The organism is Colwellia sp. BRX8-9, from assembly GCF_014077245.1.
Taxonomy (GTDB): Bacteria; Pseudomonadota; Gammaproteobacteria; order Enterobacterales; family Alteromonadaceae; genus Colwellia_A.
In genome coordinates this window covers 211989-235862 of record NZ_JACGVN010000001.1, presented here as the reverse complement: position 1 = coordinate 235862, position 23874 = coordinate 211989, and the positions used below count along the sequence as shown (strand labels likewise).

18 protein-coding genes and 1 pseudogene are annotated in these 23874 nt (G+C 38.7%); 10 read left to right on the top strand and 9 right to left on the bottom strand.

Annotated elements, in window-relative coordinates:
* Positions 1–342 precede the first annotated feature (342 nt).
* The 6 genes from H4J70_RS01140 to H4J70_RS01115 all read left to right on the top strand — a co-directional run bounded on the left by H4J70_RS01140 (position 343) and on the right by H4J70_RS01115 (position 8625).
* On the top strand, positions 343–1689 hold the full coding sequence (locus tag H4J70_RS01140; protein WP_182250520.1) for an MFS transporter: 1347 nt from the start codon (positions 343–345) through the stop codon (positions 1687–1689).
* A gap of 367 nt (positions 1690–2056) precedes the next feature.
* Positions 2057–4456, top strand: a complete 2400-nt coding sequence (locus H4J70_RS01135) for a TonB-dependent receptor (protein WP_182250519.1) — start codon at positions 2057–2059, stop codon at positions 4454–4456.
* A 136-nt stretch (positions 4457–4592) separates the two neighbouring features.
* Positions 4593–6551 carry a tetratricopeptide repeat-containing sulfotransferase family protein gene (locus tag H4J70_RS01130; protein WP_259367979.1) on the top strand — a complete coding sequence of 653 codons (1959 nt, stop codon included), beginning with the start codon at positions 4593–4595 and terminating at the stop codon, positions 6549–6551.
* A gap of 116 nt (positions 6552–6667) precedes the next feature.
* Positions 6668–7357 carry a glycerophosphodiester phosphodiesterase family protein gene (locus tag H4J70_RS01125; protein ID WP_197517634.1) on the top strand — a complete coding sequence of 230 codons (690 nt, stop codon included), beginning with the start codon at positions 6668–6670 and terminating at the stop codon, positions 7355–7357.
* Between the two features lie 185 nt (positions 7358–7542).
* Entirely contained in the window at positions 7543–7914 is a 372-nt protein-coding gene (locus H4J70_RS01120) for a hypothetical protein (protein ID WP_182250517.1), read from the top strand.
* A 48-nt stretch (positions 7915–7962) separates the two neighbouring features.
* A complete protein-coding gene (locus tag H4J70_RS01115; protein WP_182250516.1) occupies positions 7963–8625 on the top strand; it encodes a YoaK family protein in 663 nt (220 codons plus the stop codon).
* Between the two features lie 122 nt (positions 8626–8747).
* On the opposite strand, the gene H4J70_RS01110 is transcribed toward H4J70_RS01115, so the two are convergent.
* From H4J70_RS01110 to H4J70_RS01095, 4 genes are all read right to left on the bottom strand, one after another.
* Positions 8748–9218, bottom strand: coding sequence for an FKBP-type peptidyl-prolyl cis-trans isomerase (locus H4J70_RS01110; RefSeq protein ID WP_070373680.1), 471 nt, complete (start codon positions 9216–9218; stop codon positions 8748–8750).
* A gap of 309 nt (positions 9219–9527) precedes the next feature.
* Complete coding sequence (locus H4J70_RS01105; RefSeq protein WP_182250515.1) at positions 9528–10046, bottom strand: CC0125/CC1285 family lipoprotein; 519 nt, start codon at positions 10044–10046, stop codon at positions 9528–9530.
* 34 nt (positions 10047–10080) lie between these two features.
* Positions 10081–10830 carry a hypothetical protein gene (locus H4J70_RS01100; protein ID WP_182250514.1) on the bottom strand — a complete coding sequence of 250 codons (750 nt, stop codon included), beginning with the start codon at positions 10828–10830 and terminating at the stop codon, positions 10081–10083.
* Complete coding sequence (locus H4J70_RS01095; protein ID WP_182250513.1) at positions 10814–11317, bottom strand: RNA polymerase sigma factor; 504 nt, start codon at positions 11315–11317, stop codon at positions 10814–10816. The genes H4J70_RS01100 and H4J70_RS01095 overlap by 17 nt, the downstream gene beginning before the upstream one ends.
* 119 nt (positions 11318–11436) lie before the next feature.
* Between H4J70_RS01095 and H4J70_RS01090 the strand changes: the two genes are divergently transcribed.
* Positions 11437–12777 carry a S8 family serine peptidase gene (locus H4J70_RS01090; RefSeq protein WP_182250512.1) on the top strand — a complete coding sequence of 447 codons (1341 nt, stop codon included), beginning with the start codon at positions 11437–11439 and terminating at the stop codon, positions 12775–12777.
* Here the strand turns inward: H4J70_RS01090 and H4J70_RS01085 are convergent.
* Together H4J70_RS01085 and H4J70_RS01080 are read right to left on the bottom strand one after the other, a co-directional pair.
* On the bottom strand, positions 12774–13691 hold the full coding sequence (locus H4J70_RS01085) for a surface lipoprotein assembly modifier (protein WP_182250511.1): 918 nt from the start codon (positions 13689–13691) through the stop codon (positions 12774–12776). The two genes, H4J70_RS01090 and H4J70_RS01085, sit on opposite strands and share 4 nt — an antisense overlap.
* A 63-nt stretch (positions 13692–13754) precedes the next feature.
* Positions 13755–14690, bottom strand: a complete 936-nt coding sequence (locus tag H4J70_RS01080) for a hypothetical protein (protein ID WP_182250510.1) — start codon at positions 14688–14690, stop codon at positions 13755–13757.
* Between the two features lie 368 nt (positions 14691–15058).
* On the opposite strand from H4J70_RS01080, the gene H4J70_RS01075 reads away from it, so the two are divergent.
* Together H4J70_RS01075 and H4J70_RS01070 are read left to right on the top strand one after the other, a co-directional pair.
* On the top strand, positions 15059–18586 hold the full coding sequence (locus H4J70_RS01075) for a M36 family metallopeptidase (RefSeq protein WP_182250509.1): 3528 nt from the start codon (positions 15059–15061) through the stop codon (positions 18584–18586).
* A 413-nt stretch (positions 18587–18999) separates the two neighbouring features.
* Entirely contained in the window at positions 19000–19371 is a 372-nt protein-coding gene (locus H4J70_RS01070) for a PEP-CTERM sorting domain-containing protein (RefSeq protein WP_259367978.1), read from the top strand.
* 359 nt (positions 19372–19730) lie between these two features.
* Here the strand turns inward: H4J70_RS01070 and H4J70_RS01065 are convergent, their stop codons facing one another.
* Together H4J70_RS01065 and H4J70_RS01060 are read right to left on the bottom strand one after the other, a co-directional pair.
* The gene (locus H4J70_RS01065; RefSeq protein ID WP_182222033.1) at positions 19731–21797 is read right to left on the bottom strand and encodes a S8 family serine peptidase; all 2067 of its coding nucleotides are present in this window, start codon (positions 21795–21797) and stop codon (positions 19731–19733) included.
* Between the two features lie 321 nt (positions 21798–22118).
* Complete coding sequence (locus tag H4J70_RS01060) at positions 22119–22427, bottom strand: hypothetical protein (protein ID WP_182250508.1); 309 nt, start codon at positions 22425–22427, stop codon at positions 22119–22121.
* A 291-nt stretch (positions 22428–22718) separates the two neighbouring features.
* Here H4J70_RS01060 and H4J70_RS01055 point away from each other — a divergent pair.
* Positions 22719–23429, top strand: a pseudogene (locus tag H4J70_RS01055) (TonB-dependent receptor domain-containing protein); the annotation flags it as partial.
* A 63-nt stretch (positions 23430–23492) separates the two neighbouring features.
* On the opposite strand, the gene H4J70_RS01050 reads toward H4J70_RS01055, so the two are convergent.
* Complete coding sequence (locus H4J70_RS01050) at positions 23493–23873, bottom strand: STAS/SEC14 domain-containing protein (RefSeq protein WP_182216019.1); 381 nt, start codon at positions 23871–23873, stop codon at positions 23493–23495.
* Between the last annotated feature and the right edge of the window lies 1 nt (position 23874).

Here is a 23874-nt window from a genome sequence, read left to right as displayed (position 1 = left end):
TCGTAAAAATGTTCAAAGATTCACAGCTGAATTTGATTGTATTTTCTGCTTAACGAGAGAATATCGATCATGGCTAATAACTCTGTTGTTATAAACGATAGAGGCTGTAACAATTATCTTTTTAATTTAAACTCAAAATATTCTTGAATAAAATATCGTCACTTTACTTGAAAGTAGTGCATCTGTAATTATTGTCAGTTTGATATAAGGCTAATTTTTTTGGCGTGTTTGACGTAAACTACTGAATAACATAGTATCATCGAATCCATAATCATTAACCCAACAGAGCCATTGTTTTATAGGAGTACCATTAACTATATTACAACTGTTCATAGAGAAATTATGTCTAACCGACCCCCAAAGCAATTAAATATTATTATCGCCATGTATCTTGGCTATGCCGCCATGATGATTTGTCGTCAAATGGTCACTATTCTTAGTCCTGCCTTGCTTGCCGATGAAACCTTAGCCTTAACAAAAACTAATCTGGGTGATTTTGCTGCTTATGGTACTTTAGGTGCATTGGTTGGCAAGCTCATTTGGGGGCCCCTTGCTGATATTATAGGTGGGCGCTTTACTTTTTTGATTGGCATTTTTCTAACGGCGCTCTTTGTTATTGCTTTTGGACTCTCTCCTAATGTAATGGCTTTTACTGTTTTTTCATTCCTATTGTACTGTACAAAATCTTCAGGTTGGCCAGCGATGACCAAACTGGTTGGCGAATGGTATCACCCTCATCATTACGGGCGAGTTTGGAGTATTATTTCTACCAGCTCTAGATTTAGTGTTGTGTTAGCGACTTTATTCTTTGGTTGGTTATTAAGCTTTATGGATTGGCGTTCAGTCGCTTTCATCGCTGCGGCTTTTGGACTGGTTGTTTTTATTGGTTGTTATTTTTTTCTACAAGAAAAACCAGAAAACCCCAACTTTTTTAGAGAAATTGAAAGTGATCATACTGATACCAGTGCCGAAGGTATAGCGCTAGCCAAAGCAGCAAAGCAGGCTGTTGATAACAAATATAACCACCCACTTCAAGATACGAGTATGGGTGCAGGTATGTTGGCATTTATTAAAAGTCCAAGAGTTTGGCTCGTGGTGCTAATGCTAATGATGCTTACTTGTATGATGGCCTTTTTAGACTTTGTTGCCGTTTATCTTATGGAAACCTATCAATTATCTCCTTCACAAGCAGCAATGGCTTCTACTATTTTCCCCGTAGGTTCTTTGGCTGGATTGTTAGCTTCGATAGCATTTTACGACCGATTTTCAAAGAAAGGTATTCGCACCGTATTAACGATAGCGATGACTGTGAGTTTATTGAGTATCCTGACCCTGAAGTATTTATCTTGGTTTGATTTGAGTGTTGAAGTGAATTACATTGTCGCTTTGAGCGCAATTTTCTTATTCGCCTTTTCAATTTCTCCCGCTTATTACCTACCTATGTCAATATTCTCTATCGAATATGGTGGACCCCACAGTGCAAAGTTGGTGAGTTTTATTGATGCTTTTGGTTTTGCGGCCAGTGCAACATTTGCTTTTATCGGCGGCAGGTTAGCTGATAGTGCGGGTGGTTGGTCTAGCTTTATGAATATGCTTATATTGATTTCAGCTGTGGGTATTATATCTGTTTGGGCATTTATGCATGCGGAATATAAAGCGGCAAAGTCAGGGGAAAGTGTCGTCAAGTAAGGTATTTAGTGCGATAAACTCTTTAACCCTTTAAGAGTTTATCGCCACAAGCTTAAATAAACCCCGTGAGTCGTTCTAAACGTTACTTCTTCAAAATACCATCTTTTCACCGAAGTTTACTGTTTATTTTAGCTATATTCAGTAATCTTTCCGATATTGTAGTATGCTACAACTCAAAAATTTCTGTGATATTAATCATTAAGTTATATTACAGGCTATTTTAACGACACAGCTGTTTGCGAAAACTTTTGACGGTTTGTCACAAAGAAGCAAAAGGCTGTCACTTGATAAGCGTTTTGCTTCGATATTGATCTATTAATTTACTTAGTATCTGCTAAGTCACAGAAAATAATCAACGAGGGTACTTATGTATCATAAAAACCGACCAGTTAAAACCGTATTGACCATGGCAATCGCTCTTGCATTGAGTAGTAGTGCCGTTCAAGCTCAAGAAAAGAGTAAAGCAGAAGACAAAAAAGTTGAGACTGAGCGCCAGATTGAAACTATAACGGTTACTTCAACTCGCCGTTCAGAAAACCAACAAGCAGTGCCGCTTGCTGTTCAAGCCATTAGTGGAGCACAACTTCAGCAACTGGGTATTGACAGCTTTGAAGATTATATTGCATTACTACCGGGTGTTAGCTCTGAAGGTCAAGGTCCTGGTAAGCAAGAAACCTATATCCGTGGTGTATCCGCCGGTCGTGCTGATGTTAGACTTGCAGGCATAGGGGGCGAGCCAAGCGTTGCTTTTTACCTTGATGAAACTCCAATCACTACTCCAGGTCGTAATATAGATTTATATGCGGTTGATCTGCAACGTATCGAAGTGTTAAAAGGTCCTCAAGGCACATTGTTTGGCGCTAGTTCACAAGCAGGTACCGTTCGCCTTATTACCAACAAACCGGAATTGAACGAATTTAGAGCCGGTGGCGAGGTAGGTATGTCATCGACCAAGAGCGGTGGCATCAGTAATAAAACTGAAGGTTATGTCAATCTTCCTATTATAGAAGATGAGTTTGCCATACGAATTGCAGCTTATAATTCTACTGATGGTGGATTTATTGATAATGCGCTGTCTACAACGCAATTACCATTAACTAATCCAGGACTGGGTGGCAGCGTTCCTTCATCTCGACAAGTAGTCAGTAACTCTACACTTGCAAAAGATGATTACAATGAAGCGACACACCGTGGCGTTAGAATTAGTGGCTTATGGCAAATCAATGACGAATGGGATTTGTTAGTACAGCACACAAACCAACAGCTAGATACTGAAGGTTCTTTTGAATATGATCCCTCTATCAGCACTGAAGACGACTTAAATACAGCCACTTTTTCGCCGACGGCTGGTGATGATAAAGTTGACCTAACACAGTGGACATTGAATGGTATGCTTGGCGGCCTTGAAGTTATTTATAACGGCTCGTTCACCAACCGCACGTTCCAAGGTAATACTGACTATACTGCTTATATAGAAATAGGACCATATGTTCCTTACTACATTTGTAGTTACCCAGGTTATGATGAATGCTTTAGTCCTGTGATGACTACTTCTGAGCAGTTTGAAACAGAACGCGTTGTGCACGAAATTCGTGTTGCAACCAATGCGGAAGACCGTTTTAGAGCGATTGGTGGTGTTTTCTATGATGATCAGCAACTTAATACGTTAACTGACTTTACTTATGCGGGTTCTATTGCCGCTGGATTTTCACCAAACTTTCCAATACCGGGTGCTTTCACTAACACCGATGGCAGTGCTCGACCGCCGGGCGTAACTTATTTCAATGATTATCAATCAGACCGTGAAGAAATGTCTGTATTTGGTGAGCTTGCTTACGACGTTACTGAAGAGGTAACCGTAACAGTTGGTGCACGTCACTATAATATTGAAATGGGCTTAATGGGACAATCTCCTTACGGTCAAAGAGCATCTGGACCAGAGGCAGATGCCGGAACAAATGTCGATTCAAGACTGGCTGGTTTAACGCCTGCAACGATATCGGGAACCATTTACAAAGCCAATATACGCTGGGAAATGAATGCTGACGCGATGTTTTATGCTACGTATTCTGAAGGTTTTAGAGGCGGTGGATTCAATCGTGCAGTTGGCACTGGTGGTATTCCCGCTACTTTTGATACCGATGATGTTGTCAGTGTTGAATTAGGCTGGAAAACAACTTGGCTTAATAATACTTTGCGTTTTAATGGCGCGATATACAATGTTGATTTCAGTGACATGCAGCAAGGCGTTCTTGATCTTAGTATCGCTAATAGCTCATTCTTTGATAATGTTGGCTCTGCTGATATCAATGGTGTTGAATTTGAACTTAACTGGGCTGCGACCGATAATGTCGACCTTTTTGGCTCATTTAGTTACATTGATTCAGAGTTGACTGATATTCCAAACACCTTAGTTAATATCACACCAGTAGGGTCTAATCTCCCTTACGCACCAGAAAATGAAGGTGTGGTTGGCGCGCGTTACTATCAAAATATCGGCGACTTTGCTGCTGTTTTTCAAGGCGTATTCAAATGGACAGACTCACGTTTTAATAGCTTAGTTGCTGCTGATCGTGTCGAGTTACCGTCTTATAATCAAGTTAACCTATCTGCCTCTATTGGAAAAGATGACTGGAAAGCAACACTCTTTATTGACAATGCTACCGATTCTCTTGGACAAGTTGCTGCGGGTTCAGCTGATAATGTCTTTAGGGTTTCACCAACGAGACCCCGAACAGTTGGCTTTAGAATAAGCTATGATTATTAGCATTTTACATTATTTTAAAGTATTTTAAGATAAGATAGGGTCGGCGTTTAATAACGTCGACCCATTTTTTTTGTATATTTATAGACAATATCAACCATCTCTTGATATTTACCGAGACATTATTTTGCCAAATCAATTGAAAAACCTCCAACCAGACCAAGTTATTAAACAGTGTCAACTTTTGATTCAAAAAGGCCACTTAAGCCAAGCAGCTAAGAACCTAGAAGATATGCTTGCGGAAAATCCAGGACATATTGAAGGTGTTTATTGTCTTGCAGTCTGTCAGCGTAAACAACAAAAATATAATCTGGCTATGGCAAGTCTTGATCAAATTCTTATAAAACAACCGGACCATGGCCGGGCGCATCAAGAGCAAGGTTATACTCACAAAGCAATGGCGAACACTAGCCAAGCGATAGCATCCTTTGAAAAAGCAGTCGCCTTAAATCCAGCTTTGTTTGGAAGTTGGCGCGCTTTAGCAGACCAACCTGGTTATCCGATGCATCAGGAAGCAAAAAAACGTGCTGATTGGCTCTCCAGTTTGCCGCCAGCATTAGTTTCTGTTTCTAGCTTAATATATCAAAAGCAATTACATCGTGCTGAATGGCTCTGTCGTCATTTTCTCAAAGACAATCCCCATCAACCAGAAGCTATGCGCTTATTGGCTGAGTTAGGAACAAAGTTTCAAATTCTTGATGACGCGGAGTTCTTATTAGCCAGCTGCCTTGAATTTGAACCAAATTACAAAAGAGCACGCCTTGACTATGTTCATGTTCTGCATAAACGACAAAAATTTAATAAGGCACTTGAGCAAGCAAAAATTCTATTAGATTCAGACCCGGAAAATGCAACGTTTAAAATTGGTCTCGGCAATGCGCAACAAGCCACTGGAGATTTTGAAGCAGCTATAAGCACCTTTGAAAGTGTATTGGATAGCAACGCAGCTAATTATTCTATCTATTTAACTCTTGGGCATGCATTAAAAACGATGGGGCGTGTTGAAGACGCGATTCAAGCTTACCGTAAAAGCTACGATCTCAAACCTGACTTTGGTGATGCTTTCTGGAGTTTGGCCAATTTAAAAACTTACCGATTTACCTCTGATGAACGTCAGCAAATGAGGGTTCAAGAAGCAAGTGCCACTACATCGATAAATGATAAAATTCATTTTTGCTTTGCGCTTGGCAAAGACTTAGAAGACAGTGAGCTCTTTGACGAAGCCTTCTCTTTTTACCATCGCGGCAACAAACTCAAGAGCGAGCAAGACAAATTTGACAGCAAATCTCTCGAGTTATCGTTTGAATTTCAGAAAAATAATTTTGACGCTGCGTTTTTCAATCGCCATAAACAAACCGGTTGCTCTGCTGCAGATCCTATATTTATTGTTGGACTACCCAGAGCGGGCTCGACACTTTTAGAACAAATTCTCTCTTCACACTCACAGGTCGATGGGACAATGGAATTGGCCAACATTATCGGTCTAGCACATCGCTTAAATGGTCGACAAGCCACGCGTGACACCCCCAAATACCCGAGTATTCTAAGCAATATTACTGCTGCTGACCTCACTAAAATGGGCGAGCTGTATATTGAAGAGACTCGGCATCATCGCCAAGGAGCAATGTTCTTTATCGATAAAATGCCAAACAATTTCCGGCATATTGCGCTTATCAATCTGATCTTGCCTAACGCGAAAATTATCGATGCGAGACGCGATGCTTTGTCCTGTTGTTTTAGTGGTTTCAAACAATTGTTTGGTGAGGGGCAGCAGTTTTCCTATGATCTTGAAGACATTGGACATTATTATCGTAGTTATGTTGAGTTGATGGACCATTGGGACAAAGAATTACCCGGTAAGATTTTACGTGTGCAGTATGAAGATGTGGTTGCTGATCTGGAAAGCCAAGTTCGGCGGATATTAGACTATTGTGGACTTCCTTTTGAGCAGGCTTGTATTGATTTTCATACAAATAAACGCGCTGTTCGCACGCCTAGCTCTGAGCAAGTTCGACAACCTATTTATCAAAGTGGTCTTGAACAATGGCGCAATTATGAGTCTCATTTAACACCTTTAAAAAATGCATTAAAAAGCTAGGTAGGCCTTCTAAAGTGCTAGAACTGTTTTTATAGCAGTTGGGTGTTAATGAGCGCTATGCGTATTGATATTGTCGTGTTAATTATTTTACTATAGAAAATAAAGAGAAATAAATTTTGGATAAAAAGATACTAAAAATAGGACATCGTGGCGCAATGGGTCATGAACCTGAAAACACGCTAAGGTCTTTTAAAAAAGCATTAGCGTTAAATGTTGATGCGATCGAATTAGATGTATATGTATGTAAAACAGGTGAACTTGTTGTTATACATGACGATAAAGTAGACAGAACAACTAATGGTATAGGCTATACTGAAGATAAAACCTTTGTTGAGCTAAGACAACTAGACGCGGGAAAAGGTGAACTGATACCAACACTTGAAGAAGTCTTAGATCTTGTTGATAAAAGCGTGATAGTAAATATAGAATTAAAGGGAAGAAGTACCGCAATTGCAACGTATCAGGTAATAGATAAATACATAAAAGAAAAGGGCTGGTCTGAGCTTGATTTTATGGTTTCTTCATTTGATCATCATGAATTAAATAAATTTAAACATTTGTATCCTCAAATACCCATCGGTGTTTTGCTTGAAGGCGTTCCTCTTTCTTATGCTGATTGTGCCGTTGAACTTAATGCTCAATCCATCAACTTAAGTCTAGATTTTATCAATCAGGACTTTGTTGATGACGCACATCAAAAAGGGTTACAAGTTTATGTTTATACGGTTAATGACTATGATGACATTGCCAAAGTAAAAGAATTAAATATCGATGGTATTTTTTGTAATTTTCCAGAAAGATTATAATTAAGACACGATTGCCTGCGATACTAAACGATAAATAGCGTGGGATTTTGTATGGGGTGTTTTGATTTGAAAATCCCTGTTATTTAAAGATGAACTAGATTTTAATGTTAACGCACATGAGTATTATTTATTTTGCGATAAAATATATATTTAGTTTATAAGCGAACTTATCAAGGATCTAATGTATGCGTCGTGGGGAAAAGCAGTCAGAAAATAGTGAAAACTATGTTCCAAATGATATCCCTTTACCACAGCGGGTAGCTAAAAAAATACTTATTATTTTTTTACTTTGCTATGGCAGTTATGGTGTCTATAGCGGTACTCTTTATCTCCCCCTGGGAAGAGGTGAAGTTACCTTTCAAGGTAATGCAGTATATTTTTCTTTTGCTGCTCTTTTGTTAGGTGCTTTATATCTTTTGATTGAAATTATCGATCATTACGATAAAAGGAATAATGAATTCTCATATAAACGTATAAAAGGTGTAATTAAAGGACTTGCTGCTTTAATATTGTTATTTACTATCGCTATAAGTGCCGCACTTACACAAAAACTATAAGTCACTCAAATCGGCGCTTAACGTGGCATTTGTGATTAAAGGATTATCGTGATATCAAAATTACCTCGGTGGGTAGAGTATGGCTCGTTTGTTTTAGCACTGGTTGCGGGCTTTATTAACGCTGTTGGACTTTTAGGATTTAATCACCAATCTATTTCACACTTATCTGGAACAGCAACACTGCTTGGCGTAGGTGTTTTAAACTCAAGTTTTTCTGATACGCTTCATTTGGTTTTAATTCTGCTTAGCTTCATAGTAGGCTCTGCCATATCAGGCTATTTCCTAAATAGTGCTTCGTTAAAGTTGGGTCGTAATTACAGTCGACTGCTTATCTTGGAGGCAATCATTATTTTCGCATCAATGTATTTCTTATCCAAGGGATCACTATTTGGCCATTATTTAGCTTCGGCTGCATGTGGGCTTCAAAATGCACTAGTGACAACCTATAGTGGCGCTGTTGTTCGAACAACACATGTAACTGGGTTATTTACCGATCTTGGTCTTATGTTAGGTTCAAGACTTCGAGGCGAACTCTTTGATAAAAGAAAGGCGGTATTATTTCTACTGATAATAACGGGATTTATTGTTGGTGGAGGATTGGGTGCTTATTTTTTCAGTATGTTTAAGTTTAATGCTTTATTAATTCCTGCTGTTATTTGCTTGCTATTAGCATTGTTCTATTCTGTTTACAGTGCAAAGGTGAGTAGTTAACAGCCGTATGTTCGCTGTTATCAATACAAAATATAGTGGCTATTATATGCTGGCAAGACCTAATCATCTGACTAAATAAAACAGCAATGATATTTCTATTATTGCTGTTTTAGATATTTTATTTACTGAATGTCGAGTAGTGTCACTTCAAAAATAAGTAACGAACCGGGGGTTATTTTTCCTGCAGATTTATTGCCATAGCCTAAGCTTGATGGAATAAAAAACTTAAATTTATCACCAACAACCATTAATTGAAGACCTTCAGTCCAGCCAGGTATCACTTGGTTTAAGCCAAAACTAATGGGTTCACCGCGATCAACTGAGCTGTCAAATACACTGCCATCGAGTAAAGAGCCATGATAATGCACTTTCACTTTTGAACTGGCACTTGGGTGCTTTAATCCATCACCTTTTTCCAATACTAGATATTGCAAACCTGAAGCTGTTTCAACAACATTTTCAAGGGTTTTATTTGTAGCTAAGAACTGGTTAGCTATCGCTATATTTTCAACTGCGGCTTTTTTATCATTTGAACTTTTTGAAATAAAGAAAATTACCAAGGCAATAATTATAACCAATACAACATATTTCATAACTGATCCGATTAATTTGAATTATTGTGTATTCTAGCATTCGATTCTTTTGCAGGTCACATTAATTTAAAATTAATATGAGTGCTATTTTTTTAATTTTTAGGTAAGTACTTGATTTTTATGGGTATTAATTCATTCAAAAGAGGTGTCTTATGCTGTTTACAGTGATGGGGCCTTGAATATTTACCCTTTAGTTATAGAAAAACCCGGTAACATGCATGTTACCGGGTTTAATAAGTAGATTAACAGCTACCTCAAGTTATGTGATTATTGCTAGCGTTTACATTAGCTATTATCACATGTTTTTATCTAATGCTTATCCAGTTTTTGTGACAAGTTTTCAATCACATCAACGGCGCTATAAGTCGATTCATTAGGCATAATGCCTTTGCCCATTCGAATCTCTAAAATACTATGCACTTCTTTACGGTTATTGCCGCTATTAAAGGCAATTCCTATTTCACTATGTGGGCGTTGGTAGGTTTCACAGTTGAATAGGCCACAACGGCGTTCAATGCGCTGTTGATGCGATAAACCAAATGCAGAGGCAACCTCTACTTTTTGAGACTCAACAAAAGTTTCTTTATTGGTCACGACAAACCAATCAAAACCTTGCTTTTGAGTGAGCTCCGCGGATCTTAATAGCGCATAATCAGATGCATCAGCGACACTGTTAGAGATGATTTTAAATTGTACACGATACCTATCACTGGTAATTTTTTGCTCACTATAACCTGATGACCCTTTAGTTGAAGGGCGGTAGTCAGGTTGAGAAGCACAAGCTGATATTAATAAAGTTACGAATAAAAAGGGAATAAATGATTTCATAATGTACCTCGGTTATTGTTTATTTGTTTGCCAGTTATTGTTTATTTGTTTGCCAGTTATTGTTTATTGCTCGTTGTTCTTGAGCGCTATCCATTGCTTGTCCTTTGATCATCTCATCTATAGCGCTGTCTAGTTGTGCCTCGTTACTGGCAACACGGTAATTTTCCATATCTTGGGAAAACGCTACGTTTTTGGTGATTTTAAGCTGCCACTGCTGATTTTCTTTACAGGCAATGTTGATACTGGCCGCTTGTAAATTAATGTGCTGAAACTGTCGACAAAAATTACCCGCATGATTAGTGAAACTTAAATTAGCCATGACCTTATCACCTTGGTCTGTTGACGACATTTCACCACTTTTTGCCTTATCTAACACTTGTGATATCTCTGCAGTAATCGCAGTTGTTTGCTCTGACTGCATTAGGGTTATTGTTCCTACGCCAAATATCATCGAAATACCTGCCGCTAAGGCGTAATGTTTTTTAATGCGTTGGTTAACACTTTTCCAGCGTGACAAGCTAACAACATTTTCAGGCGTCTGGTCTTCTTTATTTTCTGCTGTTTTTTTATCTAAGGCTTGTGCTAAGAGTAAGATACTATCAGGCATTGTAGTGCTATCAATAATGGCAGCATTTTCGTCAACCCAGTGATCAACTTGTGATAAGTCAGCCAAACGCATCACTAAATCGTCGTCAGTCTCTAGCGCACAACGGACCTCTTCCATTGCTTCTTCGCTCAGTTCGGCGTCTAAAAATGCACTCAATATTTCATTGTCTATTTTCATAACCTGCTCCTATCTGATAGGGTTTCATCATATCCATTAGTGCAACACGTGCACGAGATAGCCGACTCATCACCGTACCAACAGGGATCTCCATAGAAGAAGCCACTTCTTTATATGACATGCCTTGAACGGCCACTAAAGATAAAATTGCCCGTTGATCGTCAGGCAAGGTACTCATTGCTTTATTAACGTGTGCCAGCGTTTCTTTGTTGTCAAATTGTTGGTGTTCATTAGCAGTTTGTGGCTCTTGAAGCTCTGGTTTGAGTACCGCATTCTGCCTAACTTTTCGTGACCGATATTCGTCAATCCAAACATTGCGACAAACCTTAAATGCCCACCTAGTTTCGTCTACTCCACTAGGCACACCTTTATTGAGTATTTTCTCTAGCGTGGTTTGTACTAAATCATCTGCATCAGCAGGATTACCCGTTAAAGAGTAGGCAAAGCGTCTTAGCATTGGTAGTATATTTTCTATAGGTTTATTCATTTTTTACTCCTCTCTACTAAGTAGACGTATCTAAAAAATATTTATTCCATAAAAGGAAATTTATTTTTAGTTGAAACGTTTTATTAACGACACACTTATTTTTTAGGCTGAAGACTAACATGAAAACCTTACCACTTACCGCCATATTTATTTCAATTCTTAGTACATCGCTACCGGCACAACAACTCACTAGCGGTGATGTTTTAGGAAATATAACCCTAGTAGAACGCAATTTAGGCGATATTAGCCAGCAAATAAAAGTACCGCGTAAACTAGCGCCATTTGCGTTAAGTAGCTTACCCAATGTTGATAAATTGACGACTGAGCCACTTACGGCTTTATCTGATTCATTATCAATAGAAACAGTAACAGGAAAACACCTTTGGTTTGATGTTGAGGTAGAACAGGGATGGCGAGCCGTGAAGGGACAATGGATACTCTTAGCCGACGACCTTAATAAGGCACGCTTAATTGGCCAGGGTGCGGTGATAATTAATGAATCTCGTTATTCTGGTTTGGGCATGACATTGTTACGTTTTAATGTGCCACAAGCTCTCGACTCAAAGAAAGCCTTAATAAATATACTTTCTGCCAAAGCGTCACTGAGTTTAGCTAGAAATCATATTTATCAAACACAAAGTCAAGCCCGTCAGCTTACGAATAAAAAAGTAGTCGGTGAAAAGCTAAAAACTAAAAGCCCATTTAATGCTTGTCAGCTAAAGGTAAAAGTTGGTCTAGTTGATAGTGCAATAGACACCAACCATGATGCTTTTAAGCAGGCAAGTATTACCGCAAAGTCTTTTTTGCCTGCTGAATTAGCTGCCTCAGTTCAACACGGTACCGTGATCGCAAGTTTATTGGTTGGCAAGACCGTGCAGTTGGTACCGCTTTTACCACAGGGTCAAATTTACTCGGCAGAAGTATTTTACCAGCAGTCAGATTATGTTCAGGGTGCAACTTTGTCAGCGATGATAGCGGGAATAAATTGGCTAATAGAACAAGACGTAAAAGTGATCAATATGAGTTTAGCGGGCCCAGATAATAAAATTTTGCAGGCTGTGCTTACTTCGGCCATGGCAAAGGGCGCTTTAATTATTGCTGCAGCCGGTAATGAAGGTCCGGCGGCTCCTCCGATGTTTCCAGCGGCTTATAAAGATGTTATTGCGGTGAGTGCTATTGACCAATTTCAACAACCTTACCGTTGGTCAAATCGCGGTGATTATGTCGATTACTCTGCCTTAGGGGTTAATGTCTTAACGGCACAAAGTGGTCAGCGGGTGGGGCGGGAGTCAGGCACATCGATTGCCGCACCTTACGTAACCGCAGCTTTAGCCTGTTTAATTGCAAAAATTGGCGTCAATAGAAATCAATTATTAGAAAAGCTCAATGAATCAACAATAGATTTGGGTCCTCGCGGTAAGGACCCTATTTATGGTGTCGGCGCGATAGTAAGCCGTTAAAATTGCGCTTTAATCGCTAAAGTCGAAAGGGTTTGAGTGTATGTTTGGCTATCAAGCTCTGAACGGTAGTCGCCATATTCAACGTTGCCAATAACCACTAAATGTTCGTTAACGTTTAACTGCCACTGTCCGTGAAATATATGCCTATGTTCATCTGCTTTTGATTCACGCTGACTAGGGATATCATTATTGCTGACTGCTTGAAAATCTTTCGATTGAAAACGCCAACCGATAGTTGCTTTGTGAGCTAAGCCAAATAATTCAAATTTTTGAGATAACTTAGTGTTAACCCCATAGCCACCATAATTAAACTGTGAGTCTGTTGCCGTTTCTTTATCTGCGCTAAGCCCTAGCATCAGCATAGTGCGACCGTCATTGATAAAGTGAAATAATTCAGTACTTACAGCAAAAGTGTTGGCATTTCGGTGAGTTATTACGGCAAAGTCTTTACGCTTTATTTTAAGGCTAGTGCGTAAAAATGTTTGGGGTTGAAGAAAAGTTCCCAAGTAAATACTGGCTTGTTGAAAGGTTAAATATGTCTCGCCTGCTAACTTAGCTTTAGCACCGTCATAACGTAGCCCTAAATCTTTTTCCTGCCATTTATAGGTCCCATCAATACTGACTTGATGTAAGGCAAGATCAAAAGAATCTAACTGATGATAATCTTGGTCATTATATCGATATGATGACGTTAACTTTGCTTTATTATTGAACGTCCACAAGCCAGTAACCGCAGCCGTTTTTTGAATGCCACTGTCACCCTGTGAGGAAACTTCATCAAGCTCATCGACACTAAGCGCTGAGTTGTTTATTAAAGCCAGCGAAGCCTCACCACTAAAAGTAAATGTCTCTGGCGTTGCTGCCATCACTTGCATACTAAGGATGCACCCTAAACTGCTCAACATATATTTCATCTTAATTTCCTTAAATAGGATGCGCCAGGGTAACTGGCGCATTTAACAAGTTAGTCAGTAAGATTACAAGCCAATAGCTAAGTCGCTTGCCAAAGTGCTTACCACTTCAGCGGCAGTTGCTGCAGCAATTTCAGCGTTAACCTGCTCAGTAACTACACGACTAATTTGGCTATTCACGTCTTGAGTAATAACACTTTGCGTATCGCTGGTAATTGAATTAACAATATTGGCATTAATACTTTGCTCCAAGACTTGCGTGGTTTGTGCTGCTGCATCTGCAGCGGCAATGTTTTGCAAATCTCCTGACAAACTCTGCGACAGTTGCGAGGAACCAGTTAAAGAGGTGGCGGTATCTAACGCACTGGCATTTTGTAAGCCTCCCGACATATTTTCAAACATGCCTTGCGATAAACTCTGCGACAGCTGCGACGTATTAGCAAAAGACGTTTGGCTATCAAGGTTGGACGCCCTAGCAACCTCTTCAGATTCAGCTAAGTCTTCACCAGGTGTCGCTTCACTCTCTTGGGGAATATCATCTTCTGGTAGCTCTGTTGTGCTTACTTGGGTAAGTGATGGGGTCAGTGATTGGCTCAACGTGGCCGCAACACCAGCGGTTATATTGACAGTGCTTCCCATATTATTTGTTAGGGTCGCAACCATCTGATTATTGCTATCAAAAGCTTTAACGCTTGTTGCATTAACGCTATTACTGATTTGCTGCTCTGTTGGTTCGCTTTGCGCTGGTTCACTTGGAGCAGAGGCTTGCGGATTGTTGTCTGCGTTATTAGCCGTAACTTGTGTATTACTCGTTGCGGAACTGTCTGAATGTACCGACATTTGTGCTGAATTATCAGTGCTATCAACTCCTTGAGATAATTGAGTATTCTGATTAACTTGGGCGTCTTGATTAATTTGAATCGTGTTTGCTTGTGCAACACTTACCCAACAACTTAATCCGCTTACTACCAATACTTTTGCAATTTTATTTAATGAAGTCATGTTTGCTTCCTCTAAGGTTTGTTTATGTTAATGACACTTAGATAACGGATGATGTGAGATATTTATTCCAAGTTTATTTAAATAAAAATACAAATTTAAAGGTTTTGTTTTTTTTAAGTCTGTATATCAATATTTTAGGCTGGCTTTTTGTTTTACTTTTTTTCCTCTACATAGATAAGCAGTAATAACACTGGGGGTTAATACCTAGTGTAAAAGAGGGAAATACCTGATTATTTTTTGTCTGAGAAATGGGCACCCTAACTAAGTAAATAATTTTCTTACCCATAAAGTGTCCATGAAAGCGAATGATGTTGACTTATATGTTTAATTATCATGCTCAAGGTCACAAATAATAAAAGGTGATTACAATGAAGAATACATTAATATCAAGTGCCATTGCTTTTGCACTGACTGTTCCGCTAAGCGTTATATCTAGTCAAGTTCATGCATCAACAAGCGATATCATTACTGGAAGTAATGCTGCTAATAAAATCTTAAATTTTGACGTTGCTGGTGTACCAAACGTTAATCAAATTCAAGATACGGGCCTAAATACTTTAATGAGTTTAAGCGCTGATCAGGCTCAAGCCATCAGTCACTTTCAAGCAGCTAATCCAAACGCACAGGTAAATATCAATCAAGCAACAGGGACTGTTGATGCTATTACCGGTATGACCGTTAAAACGGCGGGTACCTCTGTTGAGAATATGGCGCGTAATTTCATTACCGACAATCAGCAAATTTTTGAAGGTTTAAGCAATGACCAATTGAAATATAATCCTAATCGCTCTAAAGCAGCATTAGGTGGACAAGTTGTTCGTTTCGATCAAGTTGTCGATGGTATTCTTGTTGATGGCAATGGTTTAGGTGTTGTTATTGATGGTAACAACAACGTTCGCGCCATTATGGGTCCTTATCAAAAAGCCCTTACAGTAGCGGGTCAACCGGGATTGTCTGCTGATGATGCGGTGTTAATGGCAACGCGTAATCTTGTACAATTCCAAAAAAATATCCCCGCAGAGGCTATGTCAATACTAACCCCGGCCTATGAATTAATAGCAGCAGAGCTAGGTGTGTTTAAAACACCGATACCAGAGCTACGCATAGTGCAAACGGCTGATAGCCATAGTTTAGTTTGGCAGTTTTATTACTACTCAACGAATCCTTTTGGCGTATTTAAATACATGGTTGATGCACAAACCGGTGAGATAGTTTACCGTGAAGATCAAGTGCGCACGGCCGAAGAGCCACAACCCACCGATCAATTTGCTGATTATTTTCCGACTTTCCCACCGATCACTAAAGAATTACAAGACTCTTGTGAAATTGTTGATGCAGATGGCGGTTTAACGGGCACACCTGAAGGGTTATTGCGCATTAAATTAAGAAAATTTGATGAAACTAACCGAGTAACAGGTGTTGGCAGTGTATTAACGGGTACTAATGCACTTATTCTTAATGCTTCATCGAGCAAATTGCCATTCGCTCAAGCGGCTTTAGGCACTTATTATTTTGACCAAGACGCTGCACCTCTTTATGGCCGCGTTAATGAAAAAGATCATACTGCTGAGCCTGCACAGCAATTCGATGGTATTAGTCAATTTATATATATCACTAACTTAATGGAATATTTAGACTATTTACACAAAGATGGTGACGATGTTCATGCTAGAGGGTTTGGCAGTGGTAGTTTTCCTGATCAATACCCTAATGAGTCAACGCCTTTAGTAGGTGTCGTTCATATACCTAACGTGTTTATGGCACTAGAAGCTCAAGATATAGACTTTAGTGATCCTGAGCTATTAAATAAAATAGTAAACTTAGATAATGCTTTTGCTATACCACTTACACAAGAAATTGGTGGTCAGGAAGTGGTTGTTAACCCAACATTTTATGGTCATGGATATTACTTTAACAACTTAGCAATAGACTTTAGTGTACCAATGCACGAAGGTACGCATGCGACTATCACACCTATTGCTGGCTTTGAAGGTAGCCCTGAAGGTGGCGCCTTGAACGAAGGGCAAGCCGATTTATGGGCTTATACTATAGGTGAAACACCTGATTTAGGTAGTTACCCGGTTGCAGGTTGTGGGTTAAGAGACTTATTACGCGAAAATGGTACAGATCCTGATTCTTTTGAATATATTCGTAGTGGCCAAAGCCAATTACGTTATTCACAATTAGGCACACGCGAAGACGACTTTGAAGTACACAGAGATGGCGAAATATATGCCGGCGCGATGTGGGACTTACGAGAAATTATGCTCGAGATGTATCCAGCTAACGACTTTGCTCGCCCAGATCCAACAACGGGTGATGCAACACAGTTAACCAGTTTAGGTAAAGAAACGTGGGAACGCATTTTCCTTGGCTCTATGTATGTTTTAGGTGTTAGTGCGCCAGATACCTTTGTTAAAGCGCGAGATGCGGCATTAACAGCTGACGCTATGCTATATCCAGCTGACTCTGTAGATGCTAAATCTCTAGGTCAACATCATGCTATTATTGAACGTGTATTTGCCGCTCGTGAATTGGGATTAAACGCTTCAGCTCCATTAGGTGGTGTGCAGATGATTTCAACAGCGGTAAGTAAATTTACTGCGAATCAAGAAGCACCAGCTGCACCACAAAATATTGTTGCAACGATTACAACACCAGACACGATTGAAGTGACTTGGAATGAAGTAGATAATGCCATTGGCTATCAAATATTAAAGCGTAAAGGTGGCAGTCCAGCTCGTTTATTCGCTGGTGTACCGGGTCGTGAATATGTCGACGGCGATATAGAAAATAATGGCTATACCCATGTTGAATTTGTAACGAGTGCCAGTTACAGCGATAAAGGACAAGGTTTTGGTCGTGGCGCAGGTCAAGGTATTGATGCTTATGATTATCAATATGTTGTTCGTGCTATTGAAGTTAATGCTTCGGGTCAAGTTGGTTTTTCTGATTTATCAGGCACGGCGATGACTCAGTTAAAAACAACGGATATTACTGATAATATTGAATATAAATTCAGTAATTATTTAGTTCCGGACGGTCAGGTTAGTATTGATTATACGTTAACAAATACAGGTGACGTGGATTTATTTGGCCCTATTAACTTTAATATTGTTTCGATTAATAACGCTAGAGTGACTTTGGATAACGCTGATAATGGTGGTACTGGCCAAGATGGAAATACCGCAACGTTTACGTATAACGAATCTTTAGCACCAGGAATGGATTCTTCTGCTCGTACTTATGTGTTCAACAACCCAAGGTTTGAACAGTTTACCTTTACGGCCGAAGTGTTCGCTAAAGTACTAATGCCATCACAAGCGGCTAATGGTAAGCAAGCACCTGTTGATACATCACCAAGTGCTGATCGTACCGTGGTTTATCATAATATCTCTGAGCATAAAGGCTTAGTTGCTATTGGCACTACAGACGTAGAAGTTGCTGACGGTGTTGATTATGTTGATGTGGTCTTTACAGCAGAGACAAGTGCACAAAGTATTGTTGCAACCTTAACAGCAGATACTGAAGTGGGGGGAGCCTATCCAGATTTGGATTTCTCAATGCTCGACAGTGAAGGTAAAGTCATGGTTACTTCTGGTAACTTAGGTCCTTCAGAGCAGGTAGGTAGTACGGTTGTTGGTGGTGAAAGCTACACCTTGCGTGTTAAAGGTTATGCCAATGGTCCAACTCAATTTACTATTGTGTTAGACCAAATGGTACTAAATGAATCAGATGCGAGTACCGAAGCAAGTACTGCTGAGTCTGCTGTAGGTTCTGTGGAGCTAGTTGAGTTTGTAGTAAACCCAGCTAATGGCACGATTATGGTCGTCGAACCTGACGATGCTAAGTCAGTAACTGCTGCGCCAATGATGGGTACAACAGCGACACTTTAATCATTTACTAAAAAAGTAATAGCCCACTTAGTGATATAAGTGGGCTTTTTTTTGCCTTTTTTTTTGTTAAAAGTGTTTTACCACCCACCAAAAAAATATCTTATTAGTGAGGAATCAACGATAAGAGAAGGTATAAATATACGTATTGAATAAATAGTGCATCCATTATTTAATTATCCATCCTGATGGTCAAGTGGCCACTACTTTTAAGCAGTATTAGTAAGTTAAACTGCATTTTCTTTGTTTTTATTTAAACACCCTATATTGCTCTCTATTATTGAAAATGATCGTTTCAATTAATTATTTTCACTACTAATTTTTGGTGAAATCGATAAAGTGGCTTTGGTACGCAATTTTTTACAAAGTCTGGTATACAAAACGGGCACCCGATGCATTTGCACGAGTAGTTAATCTTGAGTGCAACATTTGGCGGAAACGCTAACGCCGGAATCATTACTCTTTCACCTTTTGCTATGTTGTGGAGTCAAGTTGGAAGTGGCGTAGCTATTGGATTTGTTGATTTTATTCCATCGAGTGGTGATTTTTTATTAGGAAAGTTCACATTGCAGGCAATAGAAGCAGGGACGACCGATTTTTCTGTAGTGGTAAATGAATTTACCTTGAGTGACCCATTTAATATGTTCGCTGTTGCAACGCCTGTTAACGCTGATGCATTGGGTAAAGTATCTTCATCAGTAACCGATGTTCCTGAGCCGTCTACATTAGCAATATTTGCGTTAGGGCTGATGGGATTAATGACGAGGTCTTTAAAGAAAAAATCTTAATTTAGATTGTAATCTTTGATTATAAAAGCGCTAATCGTCATGATTAGCGCTTTTTTTATTCGTTATTTAATTGGACACCGATGGTATTACGCTATTAATTGTTAACATTCATCTTTACGTTCGTGTTAATAAACCTTTTTGATACTCATCTAGTACATTACAACGTATCGCTTTTTTGGCTTTAGTGATCGTTAAAGGTAGTGACTCTACTGTCTTATTTGCGCAAGAAACGCTAAACCAGAAAGTAGCATTGATGATTAATGACTAGGTTGAACAAAATAAATAAATAAAATAAATAAAAATCAGCCATAAAAAAAGCCGCTAAGTTTATCTAGCGGCTTAATACTTAAACTAAATAATTAATCATTAGTTTCAAGTTTTGATGTTGTTACTGCAATCGTATAGTCAGTAGCTACTGAAATATAACCATTAACGCGTAGCGTATAAAGTCCGCCGCTAGTTGGGCGAAAGTTAATTTCTTCTGGGTTATCTAAAGAGGCGCTGTTAGCGACAACTTCACCGGCTTCGTTAAGCAAGTCAAAGTCTAAATCTGCAACACCTGACCAAGTTAACACAGCATTAAGCATAGAAACGTTGTCTGTCAGCTGTATATCATGGTCTGACACTTCCATATTTTCATATGATGGGCCAACTGAACCGGCAAAGTTACTGTCTGTTTTTATAATGACTGCAGCTGAGTCGACTAATTGACCGTCGAGTAAAATACCGTCAAATGAAACTGTACCGTTAACGCGTTTAAGACTTATGCTATGAACGCTATCGGTAGATAAATCTCTAAATGCAACGGTTTTAACTTGACGTTGAGGTGAATAATAATCTAATAAACCTTGGCTTTTACCATCAAGAAATAATTCGGCATGACCTTTTCTATTATTAGTTATATATTTTAATTGAACGCTATCACCAATGAAATCAAAGCTAATTTGCGCGTTTCTACGTCGTGTTTGCTTAAAGGTGCCATCTGACGATAAGGTACTATTTTTTACAGCCCAACGTTTTTTGTAATTAATATTGTTATCAGTTTCAGAAACTTCAGACCAAACGCCTTGGCTTGACCAGCCAGTTTGTCCGTTGATAAAGTCTGCTCTTTCACCGATAGTAACTCTGGCCAAATCTACAGCCGCTTTTACGTTAATATGACCCGCACCTACTTGATGAACTTTATAACCCGGCATTTCATCTGCGCTGTCTTTTAAAATTTGTTCAACTTGATCGGGTGATAACAGTGGATTCACTTCCAACAATAAACCGACCACACCAGCAACAAATGGTGTTGCCATTGACGTACCACTCATACTTGCGTAGTACAGATGATATTCTGGATGTGCAGGGTCGATAATAGGACCTGCAGCGCCCAATGGCGTGTTAAGTGCTCGTGTTGATACAATCGCGCTACCTGGCGCAGTAATATCAGGTGTTTTAATCCAGTCACCTTCAACGCCTCGGCTTGAAAAATCAGCTAATTGACGGTCTGTTGTGCCAGCAGCAACGTTAATAACCCATGGGGCAATTGCATATTGATTAAGGGTGTTGTCATCTGGACCACTATTAGAAGCGGCAAATGTCACTACGATGCCTTTTTTGTAAGCTTGATAAGAAGCTTGATTGGTTGGATTATTTGGATCAAAGCTTGCACCGTCACCTCCACCCCAACTGTTAGTTATTACATCTATGCTATAACGTTCGCTATTAGCAATTGCATAATCAAAGCCAGCAATAGCATAAAGAATTGAAATTGCTTCACCAGCGCCTAGACCCACCAAAGTTGCTTTTGGGGCGATGCCTGCCTGGTAAAAACTTCTACGTTCATCATCTCTTGATGCTTCACCGCTACCGGCAACAGTGCCGCCAACATGTGTACCGTGTCCTGAACTCGTATCCGAATTTGGCACACCTTCTAAAAATAAGTTTTTACCACCAGCAAAATCAAGATCACCAGCAATTTTAACATTTTGGATAGTTTTTTCACCGAGTAATAAATCAGGGTGTGTTGCATCAACACCTGAATCTAGTACTGCAATCGTTGAACCTTCACCATAAACACCATAATCGTCATGTACTAGATGACCACTGGTAATTTCGCCAGAGTTATAGTTGTAATATTCTAAAGGCGCATCAAAATAAATACTCTTAACTCGTGAATCTTTAGCTAAGCTATTGATTTGGCTGCGAGTTAAGGAAGTTCCTGCCATAGGTAATACTTTTAACGCTAAATAAGGAACGTTTAAAGTTGCCATAACATTGTCGAGTTCATTGTAATGGTGAGTTGAAACAATCACTTTAGTACTTTGAACTAAAGTGGGTAACAACGTTTGTAATTTCGAGCCAATAAGCGCATCAGCATTAACATTAAATGTGGTCGCTGCAAGTACACTAACCGATAGTGCCAAAAGTGTCTTTTTCATTTTCTTATACCTTTTGAATGATTATAATTTTGAATGAGTTTTCTTTCATTAACTTAGCTACTGTGCATAATTTTTTTGAGCGTTATAATCGGGAAGAACCCCTAGGACAATGTGATAAAACTACTTAGCAATTATTTTAACTGGCTTAAAGGGGAGTGATGAAATAATAATGGTGACTTATATATCAGTCAGGCTTGATAAAATTAATACCCGTAACTTAATGAAAGTCATAATAATTCATTGAGTTAATAGTGAGGTTTGTCGAATGAATAAATGCAGGAGACTACTTATGGAAATGTTCAAAAACTATGAGTTTAATCGTTAAGCTGTTTTATTACCTTGTTGTCGATTTGATTTCTTAGTTGATAAATGAACACAGCTACTTTTTTTATTTGGACATCGCTTGGTATATTTATTTTTCCTATTCTTATAGGGGTTTTTACGTTTCGCTATAAAATCAATAGTTGACCTGTCATCTATTTGATAAATTCCAGAGTTAAATGCTTTAGTCTGTTGAATTAAAGGGAGTAACGAAAATTGTGATGTTGAACTAATAAATACACCTGTATTGGTATTAATTATTTTTATAATCAATACACTAATAATCATAACAGCAATTTTATTTCTCATGACTTTATTTCTTTTAACGTTTTATACCACCAATCTACTGTGTACTATTTAGTTTGACACTATAATCCGGAAGAACCCCTAGCTGAGATTGATAAAATCACTTAGCCATATTTTTATTAACCTGGTGCTAATATCCTACATGGGGTATACCATAAGCTAGCGTGGTAATTTTCAATTAAATCATTGCTTTCGCTTTATGCTTTTCACTAGGGTGAACCGCTTTATTTGGGTGATATATACCTTAATCAGCTTGGTTTTTTTAGGGAAACCCTCTAAACAAATAATAGCAAAAGTGGTGATAGAGTCACCCCGCGAGTTTCAACGGTTTACCAAATTGATAATCATCAATCAATAAAGCTGCTTTACTCGGTTGGTTTTAACTCACCTAATTTTACCCAATTATTTATTAATATTCCTGGCACGATAGAAGGCAATCCTAATTTAAGAGCTGAACTTGTTAAAACTACCGATCTGGCTTATTCGTATGAAAAAGATAATACATTGTTTGTTGCTAACGCTTATTTGTTGAAAGCAGATGATTTTATTCAAAGAGGCTTCAGTAACAATCTGGTCAGTTTTTTTAATTCAGGCAGTTTTAATCGAAGTGGTATTGAATTGGATTATCAACGTGTTTTAAAAGACTACACGGTATTTGCTAATTTTGCTTATAGCCACCAAGGAAACAGGGAGATATCTGATGATAAATTAGCTGCAATTGTCCCCAGGTTTACCACAGCTTTTGGTCTATCATATCCTTGGGATACGCGACAAACTTTGGGATTTTCATTACGCACGATCAGCAAGCGAAATAAAGCGCAAGCCTCATATTTACTTAATGCACATTATAATTATAAAACCGAGCGATATTCGTTGTTCTTTACAGTAAAAAACTTACTGGGGGAAAAGATTGTTTATCCAGATACTCAAGATTTTGTAGCAGAACACTTAATTGGAGGTGATAATAATATAAATCTGTCGTTATCACTAAAATATTTATTCTAGTTTACGACAACTCAGTTACAACTTATCTTGAATTTCAAATAAAAACTAAACAAACACTTTGTATTAAATCTGTTTGTTTAACCAAACTAATGCATCGTCTTCATTATCAAAATACTCTATATTTTGAACCGCTTTGGAGGGCACCCATTGTTGGTCAATGCTTTTTATTACCTGCGAAGTAATAACGATAGCTTTTGCTACCATATTTTGACCATTGAGCCACTCATTAAACTTATTAGAGATATTAAATGCGTCTGGCGTAGCACCATCCAAGTTTGAAAGATCAACAAGTATCAGAAACTTATTTTGATTGAGCGACTTAATTATTGCTGATGTCTTTTGCGAGACTTCTTCAGCACCATACTCATTAAAAGATCCTTTCAACGTTATATGTATAATATTTTCTTTTAAAATTATTGTGTTATCACCATGCTCTATCGTCAAT

Coding starts and splice junctions, on each gene's coding strand:
- H4J70_RS01060 (WP_182250508.1), bottom strand. CDS start 22,427: ATGAGAAATAAAATTGCTGTTATGATTATTAGTGTATTGATTATAAAA.
- H4J70_RS01135 (WP_182250519.1), top strand. CDS start 2,057: ATGTATCATAAAAACCGACCAGTTAAAACCGTATTGACCATGGCAATC.
- H4J70_RS01085 (WP_182250511.1), bottom strand. CDS start 13,691: ATGAAATATATGTTGAGCAGTTTAGGGTGCATCCTTAGTATGCAAGTG.
- H4J70_RS01075 (WP_182250509.1), top strand. CDS start 15,059: ATGAAGAATACATTAATATCAAGTGCCATTGCTTTTGCACTGACTGTT.
- H4J70_RS01110 (WP_070373680.1), bottom strand. CDS start 9,218: ATGAAATATGTTGTATTGGTTATAATTATTGCCTTGGTAATTTTCTTT.
- H4J70_RS01120 (WP_182250517.1), top strand. CDS start 7,543: ATGCGTCGTGGGGAAAAGCAGTCAGAAAATAGTGAAAACTATGTTCCA.
- H4J70_RS01080 (WP_182250510.1), bottom strand. CDS start 14,690: ATGACTTCATTAAATAAAATTGCAAAAGTATTGGTAGTAAGCGGATTA.
- H4J70_RS01090 (WP_182250512.1), top strand. CDS start 11,437: ATGAAAACCTTACCACTTACCGCCATATTTATTTCAATTCTTAGTACA.
- H4J70_RS01105 (WP_182250515.1), bottom strand. CDS start 10,046: ATGAAATCATTTATTCCCTTTTTATTCGTAACTTTATTAATATCAGCT.
- H4J70_RS01065 (WP_182222033.1), bottom strand. CDS start 21,797: ATGAAAAAGACACTTTTGGCACTATCGGTTAGTGTACTTGCAGCGACC.
- H4J70_RS01100 (WP_182250514.1), bottom strand. CDS start 10,830: ATGAAAATAGACAATGAAATATTGAGTGCATTTTTAGACGCCGAACTG.
- H4J70_RS01095 (WP_182250513.1), bottom strand. CDS start 11,317: ATGAATAAACCTATAGAAAATATACTACCAATGCTAAGACGCTTTGCC.
- H4J70_RS01140 (WP_182250520.1), top strand. CDS start 343: ATGTCTAACCGACCCCCAAAGCAATTAAATATTATTATCGCCATGTAT.